Origin of the sequence: Nocardioides marinisabuli (assembly GCF_013466785.1) — a bacterium.
GTDB lineage: Bacteria > Actinomycetota > Actinomycetes > Propionibacteriales > Nocardioidaceae > Nocardioides > Nocardioides marinisabuli.
The window spans coordinates 2,751,929-2,774,631 of the sequence record NZ_CP059163.1 but is presented as its reverse complement, the minus strand read 5'-3'; the positions used below and the strand labels follow the sequence as shown (position 1 = coordinate 2,774,631).

Annotated in this window: 19 protein-coding genes and 3 tRNA genes; 10 read left to right on the top strand and 12 right to left on the bottom strand. The window is 74.3% G+C overall.

The window, feature by feature from the left end; all coding sequences use genetic code 11:
- Positions 1-25 precede the first annotated feature (25 nt).
- Both H0S66_RS13300 and H0S66_RS13295 read right to left on the bottom strand, forming a co-directional pair.
- Complete coding sequence (locus tag H0S66_RS13300; RefSeq protein WP_246305145.1) at positions 26-1,795, bottom strand: dynamin family protein; 1,770 nt, start codon at positions 1,793-1,795, stop codon at positions 26-28.
- Positions 1,792-2,913 carry a PrsW family intramembrane metalloprotease gene (locus H0S66_RS13295; RefSeq protein WP_179615806.1) on the bottom strand — a complete coding sequence of 374 codons (1,122 nt, stop codon included), beginning with the start codon at positions 2,911-2,913 and terminating at the stop codon, positions 1,792-1,794. The genes H0S66_RS13300 and H0S66_RS13295 overlap by 4 nt, the downstream gene beginning before the upstream one ends.
- Before the next feature lie 94 nt (positions 2,914-3,007).
- Between H0S66_RS13295 and H0S66_RS13290 the strand changes: the two genes are divergently transcribed.
- Positions 3,008-4,429: an aminopeptidase P family protein gene (locus H0S66_RS13290; RefSeq protein WP_179615805.1), complete on the top strand. Its 1,422-nt coding sequence runs from the start codon at positions 3,008-3,010 to the stop codon at positions 4,427-4,429.
- A 491-nt stretch (positions 4,430-4,920) separates the two neighbouring features.
- On the opposite strand, the gene H0S66_RS13285 is transcribed toward H0S66_RS13290, so the two are convergent.
- From H0S66_RS13285 to H0S66_RS13270, 4 genes are all read right to left on the bottom strand, one after another.
- Entirely contained in the window at positions 4,921-6,264 is a 1,344-nt protein-coding gene (locus tag H0S66_RS13285) for a sensor histidine kinase (protein ID WP_179615804.1), read from the bottom strand.
- Positions 6,261-7,388, bottom strand: coding sequence for a cytochrome P450 (locus H0S66_RS13280; protein WP_179615803.1), 1,128 nt, complete (start codon positions 7,386-7,388; stop codon positions 6,261-6,263). The genes H0S66_RS13285 and H0S66_RS13280 overlap by 4 nt, the downstream gene beginning before the upstream one ends.
- Positions 7,389-7,625: 237 nt before the next feature.
- A complete protein-coding gene (locus H0S66_RS13275; RefSeq protein WP_179615802.1) occupies positions 7,626-8,009 on the bottom strand; it encodes a response regulator in 384 nt (127 codons plus the stop codon).
- Between the two features lie 38 nt (positions 8,010-8,047).
- The gene (locus H0S66_RS13270) at positions 8,048-9,655 is read right to left on the bottom strand and encodes a Na+/H+ antiporter NhaC family protein (RefSeq protein WP_179615801.1); all 1,608 of its coding nucleotides are present in this window, start codon (positions 9,653-9,655) and stop codon (positions 8,048-8,050) included.
- 226 nt (positions 9,656-9,881) lie between these two features.
- On the opposite strand from H0S66_RS13270, the gene H0S66_RS13265 reads away from it, so the two are divergent.
- Positions 9,882-9,955: transfer RNA gene (locus H0S66_RS13265), tRNA-Arg, on the top strand.
- A 33-nt stretch (positions 9,956-9,988) separates the two neighbouring features.
- Here the strand turns inward: H0S66_RS13265 and H0S66_RS13260 are convergent.
- Complete coding sequence (locus tag H0S66_RS13260) at positions 9,989-10,663, bottom strand: response regulator transcription factor (RefSeq protein WP_179615800.1); 675 nt, start codon at positions 10,661-10,663, stop codon at positions 9,989-9,991.
- Positions 10,664-10,753: 90 nt separating this feature from the next.
- On the opposite strand from H0S66_RS13260, the gene H0S66_RS13255 reads away from it, so the two are divergent.
- Complete coding sequence (locus H0S66_RS13255) at positions 10,754-11,527, top strand: PIG-L deacetylase family protein (RefSeq protein ID WP_180923623.1); 774 nt, start codon at positions 10,754-10,756, stop codon at positions 11,525-11,527.
- Here the strand turns inward: H0S66_RS13255 and H0S66_RS13250 are convergent.
- The 3 genes from H0S66_RS13250 to H0S66_RS13240 are packed head-to-tail and all read right to left on the bottom strand — an operon-like array spanning position 11,515 to position 13,825.
- The gene (locus H0S66_RS13250; protein ID WP_179615798.1) at positions 11,515-12,540 is read right to left on the bottom strand and encodes an adenosine deaminase; all 1,026 of its coding nucleotides are present in this window, start codon (positions 12,538-12,540) and stop codon (positions 11,515-11,517) included. The two genes, H0S66_RS13255 and H0S66_RS13250, sit on opposite strands and share 13 nt — an antisense overlap.
- Positions 12,537-13,283 carry a DsbA family protein gene (locus tag H0S66_RS13245; RefSeq protein WP_179615797.1) on the bottom strand — a complete coding sequence of 249 codons (747 nt, stop codon included), beginning with the start codon at positions 13,281-13,283 and terminating at the stop codon, positions 12,537-12,539. The genes H0S66_RS13250 and H0S66_RS13245 overlap by 4 nt, the downstream gene beginning before the upstream one ends.
- Complete coding sequence (locus H0S66_RS13240) at positions 13,280-13,825, bottom strand: MauE/DoxX family redox-associated membrane protein (protein WP_179615796.1); 546 nt, start codon at positions 13,823-13,825, stop codon at positions 13,280-13,282. The genes H0S66_RS13245 and H0S66_RS13240 overlap by 4 nt, the downstream gene beginning before the upstream one ends.
- 108 nt (positions 13,826-13,933) lie before the next feature.
- Here H0S66_RS13240 and orn point away from each other — a divergent pair, with 108 nt between their 5' ends.
- The 3 genes from orn (at position 13,934) to H0S66_RS13225 (ending at position 15,305) form a co-directional block, all read left to right on the top strand.
- The gene (gene orn, locus H0S66_RS13235) at positions 13,934-14,554 is read left to right on the top strand and encodes an oligoribonuclease (protein WP_179615795.1); all 621 of its coding nucleotides are present in this window, start codon (positions 13,934-13,936) and stop codon (positions 14,552-14,554) included.
- Between the two features lie 89 nt (positions 14,555-14,643).
- Positions 14,644-14,719: transfer RNA gene (locus tag H0S66_RS13230), tRNA-His, on the top strand.
- Between the two features lie 79 nt (positions 14,720-14,798).
- Positions 14,799-15,305, top strand: a complete 507-nt coding sequence (locus tag H0S66_RS13225) for a GNAT family N-acetyltransferase (protein WP_179615794.1) — start codon at positions 14,799-14,801, stop codon at positions 15,303-15,305.
- Positions 15,306-15,311: 6 nt separating this feature from the next.
- Here the strand turns inward: H0S66_RS13225 and H0S66_RS13220 are convergent, their stop codons facing one another.
- Complete coding sequence (locus H0S66_RS13220; protein WP_179615793.1) at positions 15,312-16,259, bottom strand: pirin family protein; 948 nt, start codon at positions 16,257-16,259, stop codon at positions 15,312-15,314.
- Between the two features lie 73 nt (positions 16,260-16,332).
- A complete protein-coding gene (locus H0S66_RS13215; protein ID WP_179615792.1) occupies positions 16,333-18,360 on the bottom strand; it encodes an ATP-binding protein in 2,028 nt (675 codons plus the stop codon).
- 202 nt (positions 18,361-18,562) lie between these two features.
- On the opposite strand from H0S66_RS13215, the gene H0S66_RS13210 reads away from it, so the two are divergent.
- From H0S66_RS13210 to H0S66_RS20780, 4 genes are all read left to right on the top strand, one after another.
- Positions 18,563-20,146: a phytoene desaturase family protein gene (locus H0S66_RS13210; RefSeq protein ID WP_179615791.1), complete on the top strand. Its 1,584-nt coding sequence runs from the start codon at positions 18,563-18,565 to the stop codon at positions 20,144-20,146.
- Positions 20,147-20,222: 76 nt separating this feature from the next.
- Positions 20,223-20,295, top strand: a tRNA-Lys gene (locus H0S66_RS13205).
- Between the two features lie 206 nt (positions 20,296-20,501).
- Positions 20,502-21,710: a sensor histidine kinase gene (locus H0S66_RS13200; RefSeq protein ID WP_179615790.1), complete on the top strand. Its 1,209-nt coding sequence runs from the start codon at positions 20,502-20,504 to the stop codon at positions 21,708-21,710.
- 52 nt (positions 21,711-21,762) lie between these two features.
- On the top strand, positions 21,763-22,446 hold the full coding sequence (locus H0S66_RS20780; RefSeq protein ID WP_276529352.1) for a phytoene desaturase family protein: 684 nt from the start codon (positions 21,763-21,765) through the stop codon (positions 22,444-22,446).
- Positions 22,447-22,703 lie beyond the last annotated feature (257 nt).

The following is a 22,703-nucleotide window of genomic DNA, read 5'->3' as shown; positions in this document are numbered from 1 at the left end:
GGGGGCCGCGCCGGCAGTCTCGTGGTCAGGGCCGACCCGGCTTGGGTGCGGCGGCGAAGCGGACGTCGTCGACGCGGCGCGCGGCCTGGCGCAGCTGCTCGGCGGCGTCTGGTGCCAGGCCCAGCGCGTCGACCAGGTCGGTGAAGCGCCGGCGCTCGGCGTCGAGGAGCCCGGTGATGCGCTCCTCGAGCATCCGCCGGGCCCGCTCGGCCAGTCCGCGCACCGCCTGGTCGCCGAAGACCGCCTCGAGGAGCTTCTGGCCCAGGGCGGCCGAGCCGCCCGCGATCCCGGCCTCGGCCCCGGTCAGGCCGGCGGTGTGGGTGAAGACGACCACCATCAGCGCGACCGAGAGCCCGTTGACGCCGAAGGCCAGGAACCGCGCGGTGGAGCGCTTGTCGGCGCCCTCGGCCTTGACCAGCTCGAGCACGTCGCCCTGCCACTCGCGCACGGCGCGCTCGGCCCGCCGGCGCAGGTCGCGCGAGGCCCGGCCGATGTCGGGCCCGGCCTGGGCCAGGAGGCCGACGCCGGCGGCGTGCTGCTGCCAGGCGGCCTCGGCCCGCTCGGCGGCCTGCTCGGCGTGCTCGAGGATGAGCAGCTCGAGGCCCGACTCGACCGCGACGGTGACCCGCTCGGCCTGCTGGGGCTTGCCCTTGACGGCGTTGACCACGCGGTCGCGCAGCCAGCCGACCCGGTTCTCCAGCGACTTCAGCAGTTCGCCGGTGCCGACGAACTCCTGCCAGCGGGCGAGCACCTCGCCGCGCAGCAGGGTGCCGTCGGCGGTCGCCTTGACCGCGTCGGCCGCGGCGCGCTCGTAGGCCCGCTCCGCCTCGTGGCGCAGCGTGGCCGCGGTGTCGACCTGCACGGCCGCGGCGTCGGCGACGGGGTGCACGTGGTGGGTGATGCTGCGGACCGCGCCGTCGAGGGTCTGCTTGACCACCGCGGCCCGGGCGCCGGCGTCGGCGGCCAGCGACTCCAGCCAGCCGCGCACGTCGGCGACGTGACCGGGCGGCAGCAGCCCCGCCTCGTCGACCGGCCCCTCGTTGACCACGAAGAGCGGGGAGTCCTTGAGCCCGCGCGAGGCCAGCATCCGGGCGAGGTGGGTCGACACGGTCTGCACCGCGTCGGGCGCGGTGCGGTCGAGCACGACCGCGACGGCCGTCGAGCGGTCGGCGGCCTGCTTGAGGAAGCCCCAAGGCACCTGGTCGGCGTACCGGGCGGCCGAGGTGACGAAGAGCCACAGGTCGGCGGCCGCGAGCAGCTGGGCGGCCAGGGTGCGGTTGCGCTCCTCGACCGAGTCGACGTCGGGGGCGTCGAGGACGGCCAGGCCCTGCGGGACGGTGTCGGAGGCCACCAGCTGGAGCGCGTCGGGGTCGTTGGTCGAGTGCTCGACCCGGCGCAGGTCGGGCAGCAGCCGGTCCTGGCCGAACCAGTGCCCGTCGTCGGGGTGGTGCACCAGCACCGGCGAGCGCGTGGTCGGGCGCAGCACCCCCGGCTCGGTGACGCGACGGCCCACGAGCGAGTTGACCAGGGTCGACTTGCCGGCGCCGGTCGAGCCGCCCACGACGGTCAGCAGCGGCGCGTCGATCGTCATGACCCGCGGGATCACGTAGTCCTCGAGCTGGTCGACCATCTCCTGGTGCGAGGTGCGCACCTCCTCGACCCCGGGCAGGTCGAGCGGCAGGGTCGCGGCCTGGAGGGCGCCGCGCAGGCGCACCAGCGCGGTGAGCATCTGCGCGTCGTCGACCCCGCTCGGGCCGCTGGGGCCGTCGGGGCTGGCGTCGTGCGGGGCTGTCATCGGGTCGGAACCACCTGTCCGGGGAAGGCGATGGACGGTCGTACGGCGCGGATACGCGCGACGTAGTGCTGTCCTCGGAGTGCGAAGTCTGGCGGAGGGGTGCCCCGCAGGTAGCGATGATGCAGGAATCCGAGCTCGATCACCGCTTGCTGGTAGTCACGCATGGCAGCCTCGCCCGCGGCACCACCCGCCTGGCGGGCGTGGCGGCGAGCCCGGCGACGCGCCCCGAGGTCGACGACCCAGCCGATGTCGGTGGCGGGCAGCAGACCGCGCTGCGCCGCGTCGCCGAGGGCGGCGGCCAGCATCGTGCGCTCCGAGCGGCGCGCCCACACGGCGATCGCGAAGAGCCCGACCAGCGCCGGGAACATCAGCACGAGGTAGACCACCACGAAGCTGCCGACCCCGAAGATGGTCGAGCCGTTCCACAGCCCGTGGGCCAGGACGGCCAGCACGTAGCCCCCCAGCGGCGCCAGCACCCGTACCGCCGGGGAGCGCGAGCCCACCGCCAGGCCGACGCCGATGCCGATGAAGGTGGTGAAGAACGGGTGGGCGAAGGGGCTGAAGAGGCAGCGCACCACGAAGGTGGCGGTCAGCGCCTCGGTGCCGCCGGGACCCATCCCGTCGGTGCCGTTGTAGGCGGCGGCGAGGTAGAGGATGTTCTCGACGAAGGCGAAGCCGATGCCGACCATGCCGGCGTACACGATGCCGTCGAGGACCCCGTCCAGCTCGGCGCGGCGCCACCACAGCAGCAGCACCAGGAACGCGCCCTTGGAGAGCTCCTCGGTCACGGGGGCGACCACGGCGAGGCTGGCGGCCTCGGTCACCCCGACGAAGAAGCCGCCGACGCCCTGCACGAGCAGGGCCGCGGCGGTGGCCACGAAACCACCCCACAGCAGGCCCAGCAGCAGCAGCGAGCGCGGCTCGGGCTCGTACCGGTCGAGCCACAGGTAGCAGGCCACCAGCGGCCCCACCGGCAGGGCCGCGAGACCCGTGGCGAGCACCAGCGAGCCGGGGCCGCCGGACAGGGCGATGACCAGCAGGATCGGCAGCGCACCGAGCACGACCAGGGCGGTGACGACGACGGTGAAGGCGACGTTGTCACGACGGGCCGGCACCATGGCAGCAGAGCCTATCGGCAGGCCCGGGTGGCGGCGTCGGTGGCGGCGTCGAGCGGCACCGACGCTCGACGGGTCGGCACGTAGCATGGCGTGCATGAGCGAGCAGAGCACCCCGGAGTCCGCCGAGCCCAAGACCGAGTCGCACGACCCGGCCGTGCCCGCGGCCTACTCGGAGTTCATGCGCACCGGCTGGGGCGAGCGCGAGCTCGACCTGCCGCGCCACCCGGTGGCCGACCTCGCCGCCCAGCGCCGCGCCCGCCTCGTCGAGGCCTTCCCCGGTGAGCGGCTGGTGCTGCCGGCCGGCACCTACAAGGTGCGGGCCAACGACACCGACTACCGCTTCCGCAGCGACACCGCGCACACCTACTTCACCGGCAACCTGACCTCCGACGCGGTGCTGGTCATGACCGACGGCGAGGCCGTGCTCTACGCCCGTCCGCGCTCCTCGCGCGAGAGCGACGAGTTCTTCCGCGACCGCCAGTACGGCGAGCTGTGGGCGGGTCGCCGCCCCTCGGCCCGCGAGATCTCCGACTCCCTGGGCATCGAGGTGCGCCACGTCGACCGGCTCGCCGAGGACCTCGCGGTCAGCTCCCCCAAGACCCGGGTGCACCGCGGCGTGTCCGCCCAGGTCGACCGGCTGGTCGGCGGCGACGCCGGCCTCGACGGCGAGCTCGCGCGGGTGGCCTCGGAGATGCGCCTGGTCAAGGACGATTGGGAGGTCGCCGAGCTGCAGGCCGCCTGCGACGCCACCACCCTGGGCTTCGAGGACTCGGTCTCCGACTGGGCCAACGTGCTCAAGTACGGCGAGCGCTGGATCGAGGGCACCTTCTTCCGCCGGGCCCGGGCCATGGGCAACGACATCGGCTACGACTCGATCGTCGGCGGCGGCAAGCACGCGACCACGCTGCACTGGATCGAGAACTCCGGCGCGATCACCCCCGGCGAGCTGGTCCTGCTCGACATGGGCGTGGAGGGCCACAACCTCTACACCGCCGACGTCACCCGCACGCTGCCGGTCGACGGCACCTACACCGGCGCCCAGCGCGAGCTCTACGACCTGGTCCTGGCCGCGCAGGAGGCCGGCATCCAGGCCGTGCGCCCGGGGACCCCCTTCGCCGACGTGCACACGGCCTCGATGACGGTGCTGGCCCACGGGCTCGAGGACATGGGGCTCCTGCCGGTCCCCGCGGCGCAGGCCCTCGACCCCGACAGCAAGGTCTACGCCCGGTGGACCCTGCACGGCACCAGCCACATGCTCGGCATGGACGTGCACGACTGCGGCGCCGCGGCCCCGGAGTCCTACGCCAAGGGCACCCTGGCCGAGGGCATGGTCCTGACCGTCGAGCCGGGCCTGTACTTCCAGGAGGACGACCTGCTGGTGCCCGAGGAGCTGCGCGGCATCGGCGTCCGCATCGAGGACGACGTCCTGGTCACCGCCGACGGGCACCGCAACCTCTCCGCCGCCCTCCCCCGCAGCGCCGACGACGTCGAGGCCTGGATGGGCGCCCGCCTCTAGGACCCGCCCCCACACCGTGGGTTGAGCAGCGAGGGCCCCAGCGTTGGTTGAGCAGCGAGGGCCGAAGGCTCGAGCGTCGCCGAAACCCGGTGACCCCACGGCGTACGGCGACCGCGGTTCTCACCGGGGTCTCGACGACGCTCCTCGCTGGCGCTCGTCACTGCTCGACCAACGGGCAGCGACCACACGACGTACGGCGACCGCGCACCTCACCAGGTCTCGACGACGCTCCTCGCTGGCGCTCGTCACTGCTCGACCAACGGGCGCGACCACACGGCGTACGACGACCGCGCTCCTGTACGCCGAGTCGGCCCGTTCGAACCAGCCGGGTCGGCGTCGCCCCACCGTTGGTTGAGCAGCGAGGGCCGAAGGCTCGAGCGTCGCCGAAACCCAGCGACCACACGACGTACGGCGACCGCGGTTCTCACCGGGATCTCGACGACGCTCATCGCTGGGGCTCGTCACCGCCCGACCAGCGGCGCAGCCGCTGCTCAGTCGGGCGGGGCGGGCAGGTCGACCCAGAAGGTCGACCCCTCGCCGGGGCGCGAGTCGACGCCGAGCCAGCCGCCGTCGCGCTCGGCGACCGAGCGCGCCAACGACAGGCCCAGGCCTGTGCCGCGCACGCCTGCCTCCGCGAAGCGCACGAACGGCTCGAAGACCTGGTCGAGCTGGCGCTGGGTGAGCCCCGGGCCGGTGTCCTTGACGCTGATCCGCACCCGGGGCTCGCCGGCCTCCCCGCGGGTGCGGGCGGCGGTGACCGTGACCGTGCCGCCGGGGCGGTTGTGGGCCACGGCGTTGCCGACGAGGTTGGTGAGGACCTGGCGCACGCCCGAGGCGGTCGCCTCGACCGCGAGGTCCGGCTCGATCGCGCAGGTCACTTCCACCCCGGCGGTCGCGGCCGGCGTACGGACCCAGTGGGCGACGTCCTGGACGGCCTCGGAGACCACGACCGGGCCGCGGCTCCCGTCGCCGAGCAGGCGCGCGGTGCTCAGCAGGTCCTCGACGATGGCGAGCAGCTGCTCGCCGGCGCTCACGATGACCCCGGTGTCCTTGCGGACCTGGGTGACGAACTCGGCCAGCTGCTCGGGGTCGAGCACGCCCTCGAGGTCCTCGGCGTCGTTCTGGAGCACCTCGGCGTAGCCCAGCACGGCGCTGATCGGGGTGCGCAGCTCGTGGCCGGTGGCGGCGAAGAACTGCTGCTGCACCGCGCTGGCCTGGTCGCCGCGCACGATCGCGTCGGCCAGCGAGCGCTCCGCGGCCTGCACGGCCATCCGTGCGGTGAAGGCGGCGCTGAGCAGGCGCAGGTCGGCCACCAGCGTCTCGGACCAGTCCCCCGGCTGCTCGCTGCCCACCGAGAGTGAGCCGAACATGGAGCCGCCGGAGAGCATCGCGGTGCTGACGGTGGCGCGCACGTGGCAGCGCGCCATCTCGCGGGCGTCCTGGGCGGCCTCGGGCGGGAGCAGCTCGGCGTCGCGCACCACGACTGCCTCGCGCCGCGAGCGCTGGGAGAGCCACGGCATGGTGAGCGCGTCCTGCGCGTCGCGGGCGCCTCCGGGCAGCACGGTGCACCGGGCGCCGGGGCGCTGCCACTGGCGCAGCCAGGCACGCTCCCCCAGGTGGAACCACTGCTCGGGGTCGGTGGGGCTGAAGGTGGTCAGGGCGACCGCGAGCACCTCGACGCGCGGGTCCTCCAGGACGACCTCGGCCAGCTGCTCGAGCGCCGCGACGAGCTCGGTCTCGGCCAGGAGCACCTGCTGGGCCAGGCGGACGCCGAAGGCGCTGGGCCGGGCATCCTCGGCGACCTCCTGGAGGGCGGGCTCCATCGTGCTGCTCACCCCTCCACCTCGTCGCGGGCCGTGACGGCCAACCGTGCCGGTCGCGGAAAGATACCGCGGGACTGGTCCAGGCGTACCGGTGCGGCCAGCTCGAGGTGCACGCCACCGGCCCACGTGATGAGCGCGACCAGCTGGGCCAGGCCCACGCTGCGGCCCGGGCAGGCGTGCGGGCCGGCACCGAAGGGCAGCCAGGCCCCGGGCCGGGCGTGCGGGTCCTGCCACCGGTCGGGGGCGAAGGCACCTCGGGTGTCGCCGGACTCCTGCTCGTGGGCCGGCACGAGCTCGGCGAGCCGACCCAGCAGCAGGGGGCTGACCAGCACCACCCCGCCCTCGGGCACCCGCTCGCCCCCGAGCACGACGGCGCGACGGGCGACCCGGGCGGTGACCCAGGTCGGCGGGGCCAGCCGCAGCACCTCCCAGACGACCGAGGACGGCTCGAGGTCACCGGTGCCGAGCCGCTGCTGCAGCGCGGGTCGCTCGGCCAGCGCCACCAGCAGCCACGCCCCGGCGGCGATGGGGACCTGGGTGCCGGCCGCCAGCATGGTGGCCGTGCGCGCCGGCTCCGGGTCGTCGAGGGCCCGGAGCAGCGACTCGAGGCGGGTGCGCGCCGCGTCCTCGTGGCGGCGTACCCGCGACCAGCGAGACGGGGGGCGCACGGCCGCGATGACCGGGGCCAGCGCGTCGATCCAGGCGAGCACGGCGTCGGCGACCGCGTCGCGCTCGGGGTCGGCGACGCCGTCGAGGACCGCCGCGGCCGTGGCGCGGGCGACCGGACGGCGCAGCAGCCGCATGGCGTCGTGCTCGGCGCCCGCGCCCGATCGGACGGCCGCGCGCAGCTCGTCGACGAGGACGTCGGCGGCGACCGCCGTCCGGGCGCGGGGCAGCGGCACGAAGCCGGCGTCGCGGTCGCGCTCCTGTCCCCGGGGCAGGGAGCGACGGCTCACGTCGACCGGGAAGTCGAAGGCGCCCGGGTCGGTGAGGACCGAGCGCGCGTGCTCGAGGGTGGTGACCACCCAGGGCCCGTGGCGGCCCAGCGCCACCGGCTGCGGGCGACCCACCGCACGCAGCACGGCACCGAGCCGGCCGTCGGCCTGCTCGGTGCCGCGCTCGAGGACAGACGTCATCCGCCTGCCGTCCGGCGTCGGGTCGCGGTCAGCGGCCCGGACGCCACATGTAGAACGCCGAGACCTGGCGTGCGGCACGACGCTTCTGGATCAGCTTCAACATCGGTGTGCTCCCTCCCTAGAGTGGGTCCTCGGAGGTCCCGAGAACGACCGCCTGGACCCTCCCGTCCCTGCGGCTGGCCTCATCCTAGTGAGGCCGGGCTCACCCCGACCACGGAATCGAGCGCTCCGGTGGGCTCAGCGCGGCTGCGCGAGCTCGTCGAGCAGGTCGAGCAGCTGCTGCTTGCGGAACGGCTTGGGCAGCACGGCGTCGACGCCGAGCTCGTGCAGCACCGGTCGCTTGTCGCCCGCCCAGGCGCTGACGACCACGACCCGCAGGCCGGGGGCCACGTCGGGGTGCTCGCGCAGCCAGCGCACGACGTCCTCGCCGCTCATCCGAGGCATCGACAGGTCCAGCAGCATCACGTCGTACGTCGACGCGGCCAGCGCCTCGACGGCGAACTGGCCGTCGGCGGCCTCGTCGGCGACGTGCCCGAGGCGGGTGAGCATCCGGACCATGATGTCGCGGATGTCCTCCTGGTCGTCGACGACCAGGAAGCGCCACTCCCCGGACCCGTCCACAGCAGGAGCCTAGCGATCTTTACGCGTCCTGCAGGCCTTCACGGCGTGGACGGTTGCGTCACGTCGGCCGCGTCGATGTCGTCCTCGAGCGGGCCGGCCAGGCGGTGCGCGGTCAGCAGGACGAGCGCGCCGACGCCCAGCGTGACGCCGAGCCCGAGCAGCACCGAGCCGGCGAGGGCGACCGTCACGTAGCCGAGCGTCGCGGCGACGACCGAGATGACGACGTACGGCAGCTGGGTGGTCACGTGGGTGATCACGTTGCAGCCCGCTCCGGTGGAGCTGAGGATCGTGGTGTCGGAGATCGGCGAGGCGTGGTCGCCGGCCACGGCACCGGCCAGCACCGCACCCAGCGCCGGCAGCAGCAGCTCGGGGGCGTCCACGGCGTTGACGATGCCGCCGGCGATCGGCAGCAGGAGGCCGAAGGAGCCCCACGAGGTGCCGGTCGCGAACGCCATCGCGCCGGCGATGAGGAAGACCGTCGGGACCAGCCACGACGGGGAGATCGAGGAGTCCTCGACCAGGCCGCCGAGGAACTCGCCGGTGCCGAGGGCGGCGATCAGCGAGCCGAGCATCCAGGCCAGCAGCAGGATGCTCACCGCCGGCCACATCGACCGGATGCCCTCGGCCCAGCCGCGGCCGAAGGTGCTGGCGCCGAACTTGGGGTTCGACGAGGTGTCGCGCGCGTAGTAGTAGAGCGAGCCCGCCAGCCCCAGGAAGCCTCCGACGAGCAGTGAGAGCGTCACGTCGGTCTCGGCGAGGATGTCGATGGGCGACCAGGAGCCGGCCCCCATCCGTCCGGTGACCGCGATGCCGCCGAGCACCCCGAGCACGAGCAGCCCGAAGGGCACCACCAGGGCGCGCTTGGCGCCGGGACGGTGGGTGGGCAGGTCCTCGGACAGCTGCCCGGGGATGTCGTCGCTGCGGTCGTAGGTCTCCCCCTCGACCAGGGCCCGGCGCTCCTCGCGGCGCATCGGGCCGATGTCGACGCCCAGCAGGACCACCAGCGCGACCATGAGCAGCGCCGCGTAGGCGTAGTAGTTGGCGCCGGCGGCCCGCAGGAACGCGCTCACGTCGCTCATGCTCAGCGAGGACTCGTCCATGATCGGCGCGATGACGCCGAGGATGTAGGCGCCCCAGCTGGAGAACGGGACCAGGACCGCCACCGGCGCCGACGTGGAGTCGACCAGGTAGGTCAGCTTGGCCCGCGAGACCCGGTGCCGGTCGGTCACCGGGCGGGTGACCTGGCCGACGGTCAGGGCGTTGAAGTAGTCGTCGATGAAGATCGCCATGCCGAGCAGGGCAGGCAGCAGCACCGCGCCGCGCCGGGTCTTGATGCGCTCGTGGGCCCAGTCGGCGAACGCCTTGGTGCCGCCCGACATCAGGATGAACGCGGTGATCACGCCCAGGGTCAGGGTGAAGACCAGGATGTAGACGTAGGTGGTGTTGAGGCCCCCGTCGACCCAGAAGATCTCGGCGAAGGCGGTCGCGACCAGCCTGACGGTCTCCCAGGGCGACCCGTCGGCCACGAGGAACGCGGCGCTGAGCACCCCCAGACCCAGGCTGAGCAGGACCTTGCGGGTGGCCACCACGAGACCGATGGCGAGCAGCGGCGGGACCAGCGACAGGAACTCGTACGACTCGACCACGGTGGCTCTCCTCCCGACAGGGGTGCACACGCTACCCCTGCTCGGCCGGCCCCGATCCCACCCTTGCGTGGCCGCCACGCCGACGGCCGGTGCGGGTCCGTGCCCGCGCGACGCGGAGGCCGGGGAGCCGACGGACGGCCTGAGGCATACTGTGCCCCGGGTCGGGGCTCACGCCCGGAGCCTCGTCGTCCTCCCGGACGTCGTGCCGGACCGCCCCCGATCCCCCGCCTCCGTAGCTCAGCTGGATAGAGCAGCGGCCTTCTAATCCGCCGGTCGCAGGTTCGAGTCCTGCCGGGGGCGCTCGTCGCGGCGCCGGCACCTCCGGGTGCCGGGTCAGCCGCTGCGCGGATCCTGCGCCGAGGGTCGCAGGACGCGCACGCGCTCGGGGCGGAACCCGTTCTGCATCGCCCAGGCCACGGCCTGCGAGCGCGAGCCGGCGCCGATCTTGCGGTAGGCGGTGCGGATGTAGGTCTTCACCGAGTTGATCGACAGGTAGGTGCGCTCGGCGATCTCCTGGTTGGACAGCCCGGCGCAGATCAGGGCGAGCACCTCGGCCTCGCGCGCGGTCAGCCCGCGCTCGCGCCCGGGCCAGGAGCCGACCTCCGGCAGGGTGCAGTCGCCGACGTCCTCGGGCCGCAGCACCACGCCGGCGGCGATCTGCTGCAGCGCCCAGGCCATCTCCTGCCCGGTCACCTGCTTGGACAGGTAGCCGCTGGCGCCGAGGGCCAGCGCCCGCTCGACCACCTCGGGCTCGGTGTTCCAGCTGAAGACCGCGACCCGGGCCCGGCCGTGGTCGACCAGGGTGGGCAGGTCGACGCCGTCACCCTGGTCCTGCCCGAAGGTGTCGTAGAGGATCACCTCGACCTCGGAGAGCACCTCGGCCCCCGCGACGATCTCGACGACGCGCACCCGGTCGGCGTACGGCTCGAGCACCGCCGCGACCCCGGCCACCACGATCGGGTGGTCGTTGACGATCGCGACCCGCACGGGCGCGCCCTGGGCTGGCATGGGCCCAGGATAGGGAAGTTCACCCCCGAGGAGGATGCGCGGAGCAAGGCCTTTACCTACTCTCGGCCCCAACGACCGTGGGGGTAGGCCTTGTCGAAGACGTGGCAGCAGCATCCGGCGTGGGGGCAGGTCCCGCCCCTGGAGCTCGACGGCGGCCCCGACGGCGTGAACCGGCTGGTCGTCGTCTCGGCGCACCCCGACGACGAGAGCCTGGGTGTCGGCGGCCTGATCGCCACCGCGCACCGCGCCGGCCTCGACGTGTACGTCGTGCTGCTCACCGCCGGCGAGGCCTCGCACCCGCCCGGCCGGGAGATGACGCGCCACGCGCTGGCCACCGAGCGGCTGGCCGAGATGGAGGCGGCGGTCGCCCTGCTCGCCCCCGGCACCCCCGTGGTGTTCCTGGGCGCCCCCGACGGCGGCGCGGCCGACGTCGAGGACCAGATGGTCGTCGCGCTGCGCGACATCGTCGGTGACGGCGAGCGCACGCTGCTGGTCGCCCCCTGGCGCCACGACGGGCACCCCGACCACGAGGCGGCCGGCCGCGCCGCGGCGGAGGTGGCCCTGCTCAGCGGCGCGCGCCTGGTGGAGTACCCCCTGCTGATGTGGCGCCTCAGCGGGCCCGAGGAGGCCCCCTGGGAGCAGATGGTGCGCCTCGACCTCGACCCCGAGGTGCTCGAGACCAAGCTGGCCGCCATCCGGGCCCACGCCAGCCAGCTGCGCGCCCTCTCCCCCGGTGACCCGCCCGCGCTCTCGGGGCCGATGCTGGCGCACTTCACCGTCGCGGTGGAGCACCTCGTGGTCAGCGCCGCCGCCCCGGAAGGACCGAGCGACGGCGCCGACGAGGCCCTGCGTCAGCCGGTGTAGCCGTCGATCTCGTCGAGCAGCCGCCGGGCGACGTCGGCGGGCGCGAAGGAGGCGTGCACCGAGGCGCGGGCCAGGTCGCGCAGCCCCTCCTCGTCAAGGTCGAGCAGGTCGGCGGCGATCACGTACTCGTTGTTGAGGGTGGTGCCGAACATCGGCGGGTCGTCGGAGTGCACGGTCACCGTGACCCCGGCGTCGCGGAAGGCGCGGATCGGGTGCTCGTCGAGCGTGGCCACCGCCCGGGTCGCGATGTTGGAGGAGGGGCAGACCTCCAGCGGCACCCCGGTCCGCGCCAGGTGGGCCAGCAGCTCGGGGTCCTGGGCCGCCGAGGTGCCGTGCCCGATGCGCTCGGCACCCAGCAGGTGCAGCGCGTCCCACACCGTCTGCGGGCCGGTCGTCTCCCCCGCGTGCGGGACGCTGCGCAGGCCGGCGGCCCGGGCGGCGTCGAAGTAGGGCTGGAACTGCGGGCGCGGCACGCCGATCTCGGGGCCGCCGAGCCCGAAGCCGACCAGGGCGTCGGTGCGGTGCTCGAGCGCGTACTCGAGGGTCTTCTCCGCGGCCGGCAGCCCGGCCTCGCCGGGGATGTCGTAGATCCAGCGCAGCACCAGGCCGAAGTCGCGCTCGGCGGCGACCCGGGCGTCCTCGAGCGCCTCGGTGTAGGCCTCGACCGCCATCCCCACGCCGCTCTCGTGCGGGCGCACCGAGGTGTACGGCGTGCAGGTGAGCTCGGCGTAGCGGACCTGCTGGGTGGTGGCCATCTCCCGCGCCACCTCGTAGGTCAGGTAGCGCACGTCCTCGGGGGTGCGCACCAGGTCGACCACGGCGAGGTAGACGTCGATGAAGTGCGCGAAGTCGCGGAACTCGAAGAAGCGCCGGAGCTCGTCGAGGTCGGCGGGCACCACGCCCGGGTGGCGGGTCGCGAGCTCGGAGACGATCTGCGGGGAGGCCGAGCCGACGTGGTGCACGTGCAGCTCGGCCTTGGGCAGACCGGCGACGAACGCCTCGAGCGCGCTCACTCCACACCCGCGACCAGGGCGGCCGCGATCTCCTCGACGGACCCGCCGTTGACGGGCTCGCCGTCGAGCAGCACGGTCGGGGTGCCCCGCACCCCGGCGTCCTGGGCGGCCTGCGTGGCCTCCTCGACCCAGTCGTTGCGAGCACCCGACTCGATCCCCTCGGCGACCGCGTCCTCCTCGGCGCCGGCCTCGACGGCAAGCTCCACCAGGTCGGCGTCGGAGGGGAACGGGCCGCTCTCGGAGGGCTGGTTCTCGAAGAGCAGGTCGTGGAACTGCTTGGCGACCTCGGGACCGGACTCCTCGAGCACGACCGCGAAGGCGTTGGTTGCGCGCTGCGAGTAGTCGCCGATGCGGGAGAGCAGGTTGAAGGGCCGGTACTCGACGGTCACCTTGCCCTCCTCGGCGAGCCGCGCCAGGTCGGCGCTCGACTCCGCCTCGAGCGCGCCGCAGAACGGGCAGAGGAAGTCCTCGTAGATCACGATGTCGTGGGGTGCGTCGGTCGGGCCGACGACGACGCCGTACTCCCCCTGGCCGGCTGCGGGGGCGGCCACGTCGGTGCTGGTGTCGCGGTCGCGCTGGATGAGGAAGCCGACCCCGATGATCAGCACCATCGCCAGGACCACGCCGCCCACCGAGAGCATCTTGCGGCGCCGCTCGGCGCGCTCCTGCTCAGCGCGTGCCTGCTGGGCGCGGGCGGCGCGCTCGGCTGCGCGGTCGGCTGCCTTGGCCTTGCTCTTGCTCATCGTTCTCCCTCGTGGGTCAGGTCGCTGGGCTCAGCGTGGTCGGGCTCAGCGTGGTCGGGGCTGGTGTCCGGGCCGGGTCGGGGCGCCCAGAAGAGGTTGTCGACGGCCCACCGGGTGCGCGGCCAGGCGACGAGGTAGACCGAGGCCGCCAGCAGGGCGGTGTCGCGGGCGATCTCCCAGGGGTACTTCGAGGCCGCGTCGGGGTCGGTGCCGCCACCACCGAAGCAGCCGCAGTCGATGGTCATGCCACGCGCCCACACCGAGGCGATGCCGATGATGAACGCGACGAAGAGGACCGCCGAGACCACCGAGGCGCCCCGGGTCAGCAGGCCCAGCACCAGGGCCAGGCCGATGACCACCTCGACGACCGGCAGCAGCTGGCCCACGGTGGGCACGACCGCCTCGGGCAGCAGGTCGTAGGCGCGCACGGCGGCGACCGACTCGTAGGGGTCGGGCAGCTTCACCGCGCCGGCGACGATCCAGACCCCGCCGGTCAGCAGGCGTGCCACCAGCCCGATCCACTCCTTGGCCGCGGTGCTCACGCCCCGAGCCTAGGAGAGCCGGCTGAGCGCGCACTGAGAGAGGGCCCGACCCGAGGCACCGGGAGAGGGACCCGGTGGCGGGCGGCGGCGCGCGTAGGGTGTGGCCCCATGAGTGACCGACTGGTGTGGATCGACTGCGAGATGACCGGCCTGGACCTGGGCGCCGACGCCCTGATCGAGGTCGCCGCCCTGGTCACCGACTTCGACCTCAACGTGCTGGGCGAGGGCGTCGACATCATCGTCAAGCCGCCCGCCGAGGCGCTGGAGCAGATGATCCCCTTCGTGCGCGAGATGCACGAGAAGTCCGGCCTGCTCGTCGAGCTCGAGCAGGGCGTGAGCCTCGCCGAGGCCGAGGAGAAGGTGCTGGCCTACATCAAGGAGCACTGCGCCGACGGCAGCCGCCCGCCGCTGGCCGGCAACACCGTGGCGACCGACCGGGCCTTCCTGGCCCGCGACATGCCCGCTCTCGAGTCGTTCCTGCACTACCGCATCGTCGACGTCTCCTCCATCAAGGAGCTCTCGCGCCGCTGGTACCCGCGCGCCTACTTCGCCGCCCCTGAGAAGCGCGGCAACCACCGCGCGCTGGCCGACATCCAGGAGAGCATCGAGGAGCTGCGCTACTACCGCGAGGCGGTCTTCGTGCCCGCCCCCGGCCCCGACAGCGCGAGCGCCAAGGAGGTGGCGCAGCGCCACGGGGGCTCGATCACGGGTCTCGGCGAGCCCTCCTGAGCCGCACCCGCCCGGCGTACGAGCCCGATTCTGCACCGCCGGGTCGTGTGCCCTAGACTCTGCGTCGTTCCGGCCACGGCCGGATCATGGTGGGCGTAGCTCAGCTGGTAGAGCACCGCGTTGTGGTCGCGGGGGTCGCGGGTTCAAGCCCCGTCGTTCACCCCACTGCCGTCGGGCCCCTGCCCCGCACTCGTGCGGAGCAGGGGCCCGACGCACGTCCGCACCCGCCACCTAGGCTGCGTGGGTGCCCCCGCCTCCCGTCACCCTCCAGCGCGCCGACCACGACGACCCCCGGGTCGTGGCAGCGGTACGCCGGTACGTCGGCGAGCTCGACGCCCGCTTCCCCGGTGGTTTCGCCGTCACCGAGGCCGACCTCGTCGACCCCGGCGGGCACTACCTGCTGGCGCTGCGCCCCGGTACCGACCCCGGCACCGACCACGGCGCTGACGGCGCCGTCGACGCGGTGGGCGTCGGCGGGGTGCGCGCGCTGCCCAGCACCGACGACGTCCCGACCGCCGAGGTGAAGCGGATGTGGGTCGATCCGTCGGCCCGGGGCAGCGGACTGGGTCGGCTGCTGCTGGGCGCGCTGGAGGACCTGGCGCGCGAGCTGGGGCACCGTCGGGTGCTGCTCGACACCCACCTCACGCTCGGTGAGGCGCTGGCGCTCTACGACCGGGCCGGCTACGACCGCGTCGAGCGCTACAACGACAACCCCTACGCCCAGGCGTTCTTCGCCAAGCGCCTCGACTGACGGGGCTCAGGCAGGGATGTGCCCGAAGCGCCCGCTCTGGAAGTCCTGGTAGGCCTCCATCACCTCGGCGCGGGTGTTCATCACGAACGGCCCCGCCCAGGCGAGCGCCTCGCGGATCGGCCGCCCACCGAGCACGACCACGTCGAGGGCCGGCGTGCGGCTGTCCTGGCGGGCGTCGGCGCTGACGCTGAGGTAGTCGCCGGCGCCGAGCACGGCGGTCTGGCCGGTGCGCACCGGGCGCCCCTCGACCCCGACCGTGCCCTGGCCGCTGAGCACGTAGACCAGTGCGTTGTGCTCGACGTCCCAGGGCAGGTCCAGACGTGCCCCGGGCTCGACGGTGGCGTGCACCAGGCTCATGGGCGTGTACGTCGCCCCCGGGCCGGCGTGCCCGTCGACGGTGCCGGCGATGACCCGCACCAGGGCCCCGGCGTCGGGGGTCGAGAGCAGCCGCACCTCCCCGGAGCGGATGTCCTGGTAGCGCGGGTCGCTCATCTTGGCCTCGCGCGGCAGGTTCACCCACAGCTGGATGCCGTGGAAGAGGCCGCCCGACTGCACCAGCCACTCGGGCGGGGTCTCGATGTGCAGCAGGCCGGAGCCCGCGGTCATCCACTGGGTGTCGCCGTTGGTGATGGAGCCGCCGCCCCCGTGGGAGTCGCGGTGGTCGAAGACGCCGTCGATCATGTAGGTGACGGTCTCGAAGCCGCGGTGCGGGTGCCAGGCGGTGCCCCGGGGCTCTCCGGGCGCGTACTCCACCTCGCCCATCTGGTCCATCATGATGAACGGGTCGAGGAGCGCCAGGTCGATGCCGGCGAAGGCCCGGCGCACCGGGAACCCCTCGCCCTCGTGGCCCTGCGGCGCGGTGTTGACCTGGAGCACCGGGCGCGGCTGGTCGCCGAGCCCCGGCGGGCGCAGGCGGGCCAGGGTGGTGAGGTCGTCGACGGTGATCGCAGGCACGGGGCCCACCTCGCTTCGGGTACAGGGACGGGGACACCGGTTCCAACGGTAGTTGAATACTTGATATTCCTCGTCAGACCATCGCCGGCAGCTCGACGACGAAGGTGGCACCGGCCCCGGGCTCCGACTCCGCCCGCAGCGTGCCGCCGTGCTGGGTGACCACCGAGTGGGCGATGGAGAGCCCCAGGCCGCTGCCCGGGATGGCCTGCGCCTGCGCCAGCGAGGAGCGGAAGAACCGGGTGAAGAGCCGCTCCTGCTCGGCCAGCGGGATGCCGATCCCTGTGTCGGAGACGGTGAGGACGCTGCCCCGGGCGTCGTGTCGCAGCGCCACGTCGGCCCGGCCGCCCCGCGGGGTGAACTTGACCGCGTTGCCCACCAGGTTGATCACGACCCGCTCGAGCATGTCGCGGTTGCCCAGGAACGGCACCGGCTCCCCCGGCGCCTCGACGCTCAGCGCCACCCCGGCGCGGTCGCCGCCCGGCGCCACCACCGCGCAGCCGGTGCGCACGACCTCGCCGAGGTCGAGCACCTTGTCGTCGAGGCCGAGCCCGTCCTCCTGGACCCGCGAGAGGGTCAGCAGGTCGTCGATGAGGGTCAGCAGCCGCCCGCTGTTGGCCGCGACCTTCGTGACCGCCGTGCGCTGCGGGGGCGTCAGCTCGCCGAACGAGCCGTCGTCGAGCAGCTCGAGGTAGCCCTGGATGCTGGTGATGGGGGTGCGCAGCTCGTGGCTGACGCTCGAGACGAAGGCGTCCTTGACGGCATCGACCTCCTGCATCCGGGCGAGGGCGTCGCGCAGCGCCTCCTCGGCGGCGACGCGGTCGGTGACGTCCTCGGAGGTGCTCACGTAGCCCAGCACGCGGCCCGCCTCATCGGTGATGCGCCCCAGGGTCATCGAGTGGGTGCGCTCGACCCCGTCCTTGCGCACGAAGCCGATGTCGCCGCCGGCCATGTCGGGCTCCATCATCCGCGCCGACACGGCTGCGAAGTCGTCGGCGACCCCGAGCTCGCGTGCCTTGGCGGTGATCTGCGCGGGCGTGTGCAGGACCTGTGTCGAGCAGCCCATGACCTCGGCGGCCGACCAGCCCAGCAGCCGCTCGGCCCCCGGGTTGAAGAGCGTGATGCGACCGTCCCGGTCGGCACCGACGATGGCCATCCCAGTGGCGCTGCGCACGATGCGGTCCAGGGTGTCGCGCTCGGCGGCTGCGGCGCGGGCGGCCTCGACGCTCTCCCCCACGCGCAGCAGCAGCGGCACCACGATCAGGGCACAGGTGGCGGCGAACGCGGCGAGCAGGACGGCGCGCACGTCGCGCGGCAGGTCGAGCAGGACCGGGACGTCGGCGAAGGGGCCGCGGTCGGCCGTGGTCATCAGCACCGCGAAGGCGAGCACCGCGACCATCTGCGCCAGGGCCGCCCGCGGGCTGACCCGCAGCGCGCTCCACGCCAGCAGCGGGACCAGCACGAAGACCACCGAGGGCACCATCTGGGGCACGAGGACGGCGGGTGCGACGACCAGCAGCACGCTCCACTGCAGCACCTGCTCGGGACGCCGCGCGATCGAGCCGTGCGTGGGCAGCCGCGCCCACAACGGGGTCAGTGCCAGCTGCGAGGCGACGTGCGAGGCACCGAGGGCCAGCCCCACGAAGCCCGGGTCGCCGAAGCCGGCGACCGCCGAGGTCAGCGCACCGCCGACGAGGGCCAGCAGCCCTCCGAGCAGGCAGGCGCCCAGGTAGCGGCGCAGGTCGGCGTCGGTGCGCAGCCGCCACGCGCCCTCACCGCCGGCCAGCAGGAGCCGGGCGACCACCCACGTCTCCACCGCGATCGTCACGGCGTAGCCGACGACCACCGCCGGCGGACGGTGCGCCACCGAGAGCGTCAGCAGCGCCAGCACCAGCACCACGGCGAGCAGCACCGGTGCACGGCGGCGCGGGGCGAGCACCAGCACCCCGGTCGCGGCGCCGACCGGCCAGATGCCGATCACGTGCCCGTCGGCCGACGAGGCGCGCACCGCGCCGAGGCCGAGCACGACGATCAGGGCCAGCAGCGCGGCGACGCGGACCTGCCAGCGGCTGGTCCAGCCGGTGACGCTCGGGCTCGTCGGCACGCCGTCCCCTCCCAGGTCGGTGGCGACTCCCCCGTCGCGCCCGGACATCGTGGCACCTGCGGCGTGGCGCGCCCATGACCGACACCGGTCATTTGTCCCACCCGAACGGACGAGGCGGGACGGGCCGGGCTCCCGGACCGGCCCCGGGCGCGGACCCACCCGGGCGGGGCCCGGCGGTCCCCGGCTCGTCTAGGTTGTCCCGATGAGCCCCGCCACCCCCTCTCGCAGCCACTACGACGTCGCCGTGGTCGGCGGCGGACACAACGGCCTCACGGCCGCCGCCTACCTCGCCCGGGCCGGGCTCTCGGTGGTGGTGCTCGAGCGCCTCGACCACACCGGGGGCGCCGCCGTCTCCGCCCCCGCGTTCAGCGGGCACGACGTGCGGCTCTCGCGCTACTCCTACCTGGTCTCGGTCATGCCCGACGAGCTGATGCGCGACCTCGACCTCGACGTGCGGCTCGCCTCGCGCCGCACGGCGTCGTACACCCCCACCCTGCGCGGGGGCACGCCCGGCGGGCTGATGGTCCAGCGCCCCGAGGGCGAGGAGACCGCCCGCTCCTTCCGCGACCTGACCGGCGGCGACGACGAGTACGCCGCCTGGTGCGACTTCTACGCCGGTGTGGGCCGCCTCGCCGAGGCCGTCGCCCCGACGCTGCTCTCCCCGCTGCCCCACGAGCGCGACCTGCGCGAGCAGGTCGACCCCACGATCTGGCGCGACGTCGTCGAGCGGCCGCTGGCCGAGGCCATCGAGCGCCGCTTCCACGACGACACCGTGCGCGGCGTCGTCGGCACCGACGCCCTGATCGGCACCTTCGCCTCGCTGCACGACCCGTCGCTCGTGCAGAACCGGTGCTTCCTCTACCACCTGATCGGCAACGGCACCGGCGAGTGGCGGGTGCCGGTCGGCGGGATGGGCGCGGTCACCGACGCCCTGGCCCGTTCGGCGGTCGGCGCCGGCGCCGAGGTCCTCACCTCGGCCGGCGTGTCGGCGATCCGGCCCGGCGAGGGCGGGCCCGCCGAGGTCGACGTCCACAACGGCGCGGGGCCGCTGACCCTGACGGCCGACACGGTGCTGGCCAACGTGGCGCCCTGGGTGCTGCGCATCCTGCTCGGCGAGGGCGAGGACCCCGCCTCCAAGCCGGTGGGCGCCCAGCTCAAGATCAACCTGCTCCTCGAGCGCCTGCCGCGACTGCGCTCGGGCGTCGACCCCGAGGAGGCGTTCGCCGGCACCCTGCACCTCGCCGAGGACTACTCGCAGATCGAGCGGGCCTACGCCGACGCCGCCGCCGGCCGCGTGCCGACCCAGATGCCGGGCGAGGTCTACTGCCACTCGCTGAGCGACCCCTCGATCCTGGGGTCGGCGGCCCCGGGCACGCACACGATGACCTACTTCGGCCTGCACACCCCCGCGACCCTCTTCGAGCGCGACGCCGCGGCCACCAAGCAGCTGGCCGTCGAGCGCGCGCTCGCGGCGCTCGACGAGCACCTGGTCGAGCCGATCTCGTCGGTCGTGGCCCGCGACGCCGAGGGCAACCCGTGCATCGAGGCCAAGATCCCCCAGGACATCGAGGCCGACCTGGCCATGCCCGGCGGACACATCTTCCACGGCGACCTCGACTGGCCCTGGGCGCCCAACCGGGCCCGGCTCGACACCCCCGCCCAGCAGTGGGGCGTGGCCACCGGTGTCGACCAGGTCCTGCTCTGCGGGTCCGGCAGCCGTCGTGGCGGCGCCGTGTCGGGGCTGGGCGGGCACAACGCCGCCCAGGCGGTGCTGGCCGCGCGTTGAGCCGGCCCGACGCCGGCACCCACCCTCGATTTCGACTCCGCGCCGCCCGCTGGTAACGTTCTCATCGCTTCACCACGCGGCATTAGCTCAATTGGCAGAGCAGCTGACTCTTAATCAGCGGGTTCGGGGTTCGAGTCCCTGATGCCGTACAGATCTCCACGCTCGAGGCCCACCACGCAGAGATGCGGGTGGGCCTCGAGTGCTTTCCCGACCTCGGCCCCCGGCGGTCTGGACCGGTCCACGTCCGGTCGGGGCGGCTTTACCGTCCTGCCGGTGGCGCGGCCCTCGACGCCGTAGCCTCGGGGCCGAGCCACCACGTGGAGGGACGGGGCGGCACCCGGGGCTGGGAGGACCCATGGCGCACGAGCGCGGCACCGCCACGGCGGACACCGGCCCGCGGGCCGGGCGGAGCAGCCTGGCCGACGCCGGCACCGCGAAGCGGGCGCTGACGGCGCTGCGCACGGTCTCCGACGCCGACCTCGCCGACCTGCTCGCCCTGGCCGCCGACCTGACCGGCGTCGAGGTGGCCGCCCTGGCCGTCGCCGACGACGACCGGTTCCACTACCCCGTCACGGTCGGCACCGACCCCTCCGCCATGGCCTCCGCCGAGGCGATGTGCCGCCTCGCCCGCGGTGTCCCCGGTCTCGTCGAGGTCACCGACACCACGCTCGACCCGGACCTGCGCGACTCTCCCCTCGTCACCGGGGAGGTGGCGTCGGTGCGCTACTACGCCTCGGTGCCGCTGAGCACCGCGGCGGGTGACGAGGTCGGGCGCTTCTCCCTCTTCGGCAGCCGCCCGCACCACCTCGACGGCGAGCAGCGGCGGGTGGTGAGCACCCTGGCGGTCGCCGCCAACCGCATCCTCGAGCTGCGCCTGCGCCGACTGGCGCCGACCCAGGTGCCCACCGCCGACGCCCTGGCGGTCGCGGCCCAGGTCAGTCACGACCTCCAGTCGCCCCTGGCGACCCTGACGATGAGCCTGGGGATGCTGCAGGGTGGTGGCCTCGACGCGGCCACCTACGCCTCGGTGCTGGCGATGGCGGTCCGGTCGGTCGAGCGGATGAGCGGCATGGTCGAGGGCACCCTGCGCCTGCACGACCTGGCCCACGAGCCGCCGCGGCACGAGGTCGTCGACCTGCGCGACCTCGTCGAGCAGCTGGTCGCCGACGAGCACGACCAGTGGGACCGCACCGGCGGCAGCGTCGACGTGGGCCCGCTGCCCCGGGTGGTCGGCGACCCCGCCCAGGTGACCCTGGTGCTGCAGAACCTGCTCCAGAACGCCCGTAAGTTCGCCCGGCCCGGGCACCCGCCCGAGGTCGCGGTGCGCGCCGCCCGCGAGGGCGACCGGGTGCGGGTGACCGTGCGCGACACCGGCGTGGGCATCCCGGTGGAGCACCGCTCCCGGGTCTTCGACCTCTTCGCGCGCTCCGGCGAGGCGCAGGGCCACGGCATCGGTCTGGCCACGGTCGCGCGGATCGTGCACGCCCACGGGGGCCGGTGCGGCGTCGAGGACCTCCCCGAGGGCGCCGGCGCGGCGTTGTGGTTCGAGCTGCCCGCCGCCTGAGGCGGCTCGCCGGGTGGTGCGCGGTCACCGGCCGGCTGGCACCGTGGAGCCCGTGAGCGCCCCCACTCCTGGCAGTCCCGGCAGTCCCGGCAGCCCCGGCAGCCGCGGTCACGACGCCGTCGTCGTGGGCGCCGGCCACAACGGCCTGGTCGCCGCCAACCTGCTCGCCGACGCGGGTTGGTCGGTGCTGGTGCTCGAGCAGCAGGACCAGGTGGGCGGCGCGGTGCGCAGCGACACCGAGGTGCACCCGGGCTTCGTGCACGACACCTTCAGCGCGTTCTACCCGTTCGCGGCCGCCTCCCCCGTCATCGCCCGCCTCGGGCTGGAGGAGCACGGGCTGCGCTGGCAGCACCCGCCGGCCCCGCTGGGCCACCCCTTCCCCGACGGGGGCTGGGCCTTGGTGCACCCCGACCGCGAGGACACCGCGGCCGGCCTCGAGGCCGAGCACCCCGGCGACGGCGAGGCGTGGCTCGACCTGTGCCGCACCTGGGACCGGGTCGGAGGTCCGCTGCTGGGCGCGCTGCTCGACCCCTTCCCGCCCGTGCGCGGGGCGCCCGGCTGCTGTCGCGGCTGCCGGGGGCCGGCGGCCTGCACCTGGTGCGCGAGCTGCTCACCCCGGCCGGCTCGTTCGGCGCGCAGCGCTTCGGCGGGCGCGGCGCACGCACCCTCATCGCCGGCAGCGCGGGCCACGCCGACATCCCGCTCGACGCGACCGGCTCGGGGGCCTTCGGGCTGATCATGACGATGCTGGCCCAGCACGTCGGCTTCCCGGTGCCCGAGGGCGGGGCCGGCCGGCTCACCGAGGCGATGGCGCGCCGGCTCGAGACCCGTGGCGGCCAGGTGCTGCTCGGCACCGAGGTCACCTCCATCGACGTCGAGGGCGGGCGGGCCGTCGCGGTGCGCACCCGCGAGGGCGAGCGGTACGCCGCCGGGCGTGCCGTCGTCGCCGACGTCTCGGCGCCGCTGCTCTTCGGCCGGCTGCTGGACCCCGAC